The organism is Caballeronia terrestris (assembly GCF_001544515.1).
In the GTDB taxonomy this organism is placed as follows: Bacteria; Pseudomonadota; Gammaproteobacteria; order Burkholderiales; family Burkholderiaceae; genus Caballeronia; species Caballeronia terrestris.
This window is the reverse complement of the sequence record NZ_FCOL02000222.1, coordinates 1-3,206: the sequence shown is the minus strand read 5'-3', so window position 1 is coordinate 3,206 and position 3,206 is coordinate 1. Positions and strand designations below refer to the sequence as shown.

The following is a 3,206-nucleotide window of genomic DNA, read 5'->3' as shown; positions in this document are numbered from 1 at the left end:
TTCGGGCGCGGCGTGGGGATCGTCTACATCTCCCACCGGCTCGGGGAAGTCACGTGCATCGCGCACCGGGTGGCTGTGATGCGCGACGGCGCCGTCGCCAGCACCACGACGCCCGATCCGCTGCCAGTGCGCGCGGTGTCATCGTGCACACAAAGCGCATCGATCAGGCCAACACGAAAACACTCTGTCACAAGGAGAAGTTCCAGTTCGGCAGCACTGCAAGCAGCGCGTTGCCGGAAGCGTTCGCTTCCGGCAACGCCCGGCAATACCCGCACACGAGGCGTACAAACATGAGCAAGTCCACTGCGACAACTACGGGCGCGAAACCCCGGCCCGGATTCGCGGGGAATCTCCTGCGGTCACGGGAGACGGGCATCATCGGTGCGCTGCTGATCATGGTCATTGCGCTGTCGATCTTTGCGCCGGACTTCGCGAGCGTCGACAATCTGCTTAACGACGCGCGCAACCTCGCGTTCATCGGGATCGTGGTGCTCGGCCAGGCCGCGGTGATGATCACCGGCGGGATCGACCTGTCGGTGGGCAGCGTATGGGGACTTGCCGCCGTCGCGTCGGCCGCGATGATGCATGCGGGCATGGGCGTCGTGCCCGCCTGCGCGCTCACGCTTCTGATTGCGGCATCCGTTGGCCTCTTCAACGGTTTCTGCGTGACCAAGCTGCGCATGCTGCCTTTCGTGCCGACGCTCGCGACCATGAGCATTGCGCGCGCGCTCGCACTCATCATCACCCGGGGCAAGGCAATCGACGGGTTCCGCCCCGACGGCGACGCCTTTTTTGCGCTCGGCGGCGGCGATTTCCTCGGGCTGCCGGTGCCTTTCCTGATCTTCGTGGCGTTGTCGATCATCGCCGCGATCGTGTTGAAGCGCAGCGTCTTCGGCCGCCAGCTCTATGCGGTCGGCGGCAACGAGCGCGCCGCGATGCTGACCGGCCTCAACGTCGACCGGCTGAAGATGAGCGTCTATGTAATGTCTTCGGTCTTGGCCGGGCTCGCGGGCATCATCGAGGTCAGCTACCTCTCGTCCGCGATCTCGAACCAGGGACTGGGCAAGGAACTGAGCGTCATCGCGGCCGCCGTCATCGGCGGCACCGCGCTCAGCGGCGGCGAGGGCACCGTGATCGGCGTCTTCATCGGCACGGTGATCCTCGAAGTGCTTCGCAACGGGCTCGTCCTGCTCGGCACCGACGCCTATTGGCAAGGGGTCTTTGTCGGTTCCGTGATCGTCCTTGCCGTGTTCATCGACCAGCTCAGAAAGGGCGTCTGGCGACGTCGCTGAGTGTGCTGCCCATAACGACCCTTTGGAGAAAACAATGACACGCATCCTGCTCGGCGCCGTGACCGCCGCTGTACTGTTCGGATTTGGGATTGCTCCCCACGCACAGGCCGCCGATAAGAAAGTGTTCGCCGTCGTCCCGAAAGCGCTCGGCGTGCCGTTCTACGCCGACGCGGAAAAAGGCTGCAAGGAAGAGGCCGCCAAAATCGGCGCCGAGTGTCTTTTCACCGGCCCGGCCCAGCTCGACGACGCCGAACAGGGGCGCATCGTGCGCGACCTGATTACCAAGAAGGTCGCAGGCATCGCGATCGCGCCGAACAATCCGGATTCGATCAGCGGCGTCATCAGCGCCGCGATGGCGAAGAACATCCCGGTCGTGACCTTCGACTCCGACGCGCCGAAGACGAAGCGTGTCGCCTTCATCGGAACCAACAACGAAGCGGGTGGCGAGTCCGGCGGCGAGGCATTCGCCAAGGCGCTTCCGAAGGGCGGGAACTATGCGGTGATCACGGGCGGGCTGTCGGCCGCCAACCTCAACGATCGCATCAAGGGCTTCAAGTCGAAGCTCGGCAGCAACTTCAAGGAAGTGTCCGGATCGCCCTTTCCCTGCAACGACGATTCGAGTACCGCCGTGCAGTTGATCCAGGACATCCTCGCCAAGAACCCCAATATCGACGGCATTTTCTTCGCGGGCGGATGGCCGATGTTCGCGCCGGAGGCCTACATGCGCGCGCTGAAGAACAAGGCGGCGGACCTCAAGGGTGGCAAGTTCGTCATCGTCTCGTTCGATACCCTGCCCACGCAGATCAAGCTCCTGAAAGACGGCTATGCGACGACGCTCATCGGTCAGCGGCCGACGAAGATGGGCTCGGAATCCGTCGACCAGTTGAACAAGATCCTGAAGGGCGAGAAGGTGCCGCCGGTCACGGATACCGGCGTGGACATCGTGAATTCGTCGAACGTCGACAAGTTCACGGCCGGCAAGTAACCCCCGTGCGGGACGGCGCCCGCGAGGGCCGTCCCGCGCCTTTCCTCGCAACGAGTGCCGCCATGACCGTTCTTTTGAGCGTTGAACATGTTTCGAAGATCTATCCGGGCGTCAAGGCGTTGCAGGATGTCTCCTTCGAAGTCGAGGCGGGGACCGTGCACGCGGTCATGGGCGAGAACGGCGCCGGCAAGTCGACCCTCATGCAGGTGATCGCGGGCGCGCACGCGCCGACCTCCGGACGACTGGTGTTCGACGGCCACGAACTGCAACTCTCCGGCACGCGAGACGCCGCCCGCCAGGGCATTTCGATCGTGTTCCAGGAACTGATGCTCGCGCCGAACATGACGGTGGCCGAGAACATTTTCCTCGGTGCGGAGCCGCGCATGGCGCGCGTGCTGGTGGATCGCGGCGTGCTGATCGCGAAGGCGCGCGCGGCGATGGAACGGCTCGGCATCACGCTCGATCCCGACACGCGCCTCGGCGACCTGACGATCGCGCAGCAGCAACTGATCGAGATCTGCAAGGCGCTGATCCACGAGCCACGTCTCCTGATTCTCGACGAACCCACGTCGAGTCTTTCCGAAGCCGACTCGCTGACGCTCTTCAAGGTCGTGCACGACCTGCGCGCGCGAGGCGTCACGATCCTCTATATCTCGCATCGCATGCGCGAAGTGTTCGACAATTGCGATGCCGTGACTGTGCTGCGCGACGGCAAGCACGTGCGCACAGCGCGGCTCACGGACACCTCTCCGGACGAAGTGGTGCGCTTGATGGTCGGGCGCGACCTCGCCGAAGTGCGGCGCATCCGGCCTGAGCATGGCGATCAGCCGATCGTCCTGGCGGTGCAGGGCCTGGGCGACGACGAACGCTACCGCGACGTGTCCTTCGCATTGCGGCGTGGCGAGATCGTGGGTCTCGCGGGACTGGTC

3 protein-coding genes are annotated in these 3,206 nt (G+C 64.3%); all 3 read left to right on the top strand.

What is annotated here, in order from left to right:
• Positions 1 to 290 precede the first annotated feature (290 nt).
• Positions 291 to 1,292, top strand: coding sequence for an ABC transporter permease (locus AWB67_RS35590; protein WP_087660579.1), 1,002 nt, complete (start codon positions 291 to 293; stop codon positions 1,290 to 1,292).
• Between the two features lie 34 nt (positions 1,293 to 1,326).
• Positions 1,327 to 2,277: a sugar-binding protein gene (locus tag AWB67_RS35585; RefSeq protein ID WP_087660578.1), complete on the top strand. Its 951-nt coding sequence runs from the start codon at positions 1,327 to 1,329 to the stop codon at positions 2,275 to 2,277.
• A 62-nt stretch (positions 2,278 to 2,339) separates the two neighbouring features.
• Positions 2,340 to 3,206, top strand: an 867-nt coding sequence (locus tag AWB67_RS35580; protein WP_143328471.1) for a sugar ABC transporter ATP-binding protein, incomplete at its 3' end; no start/stop codon positions are given.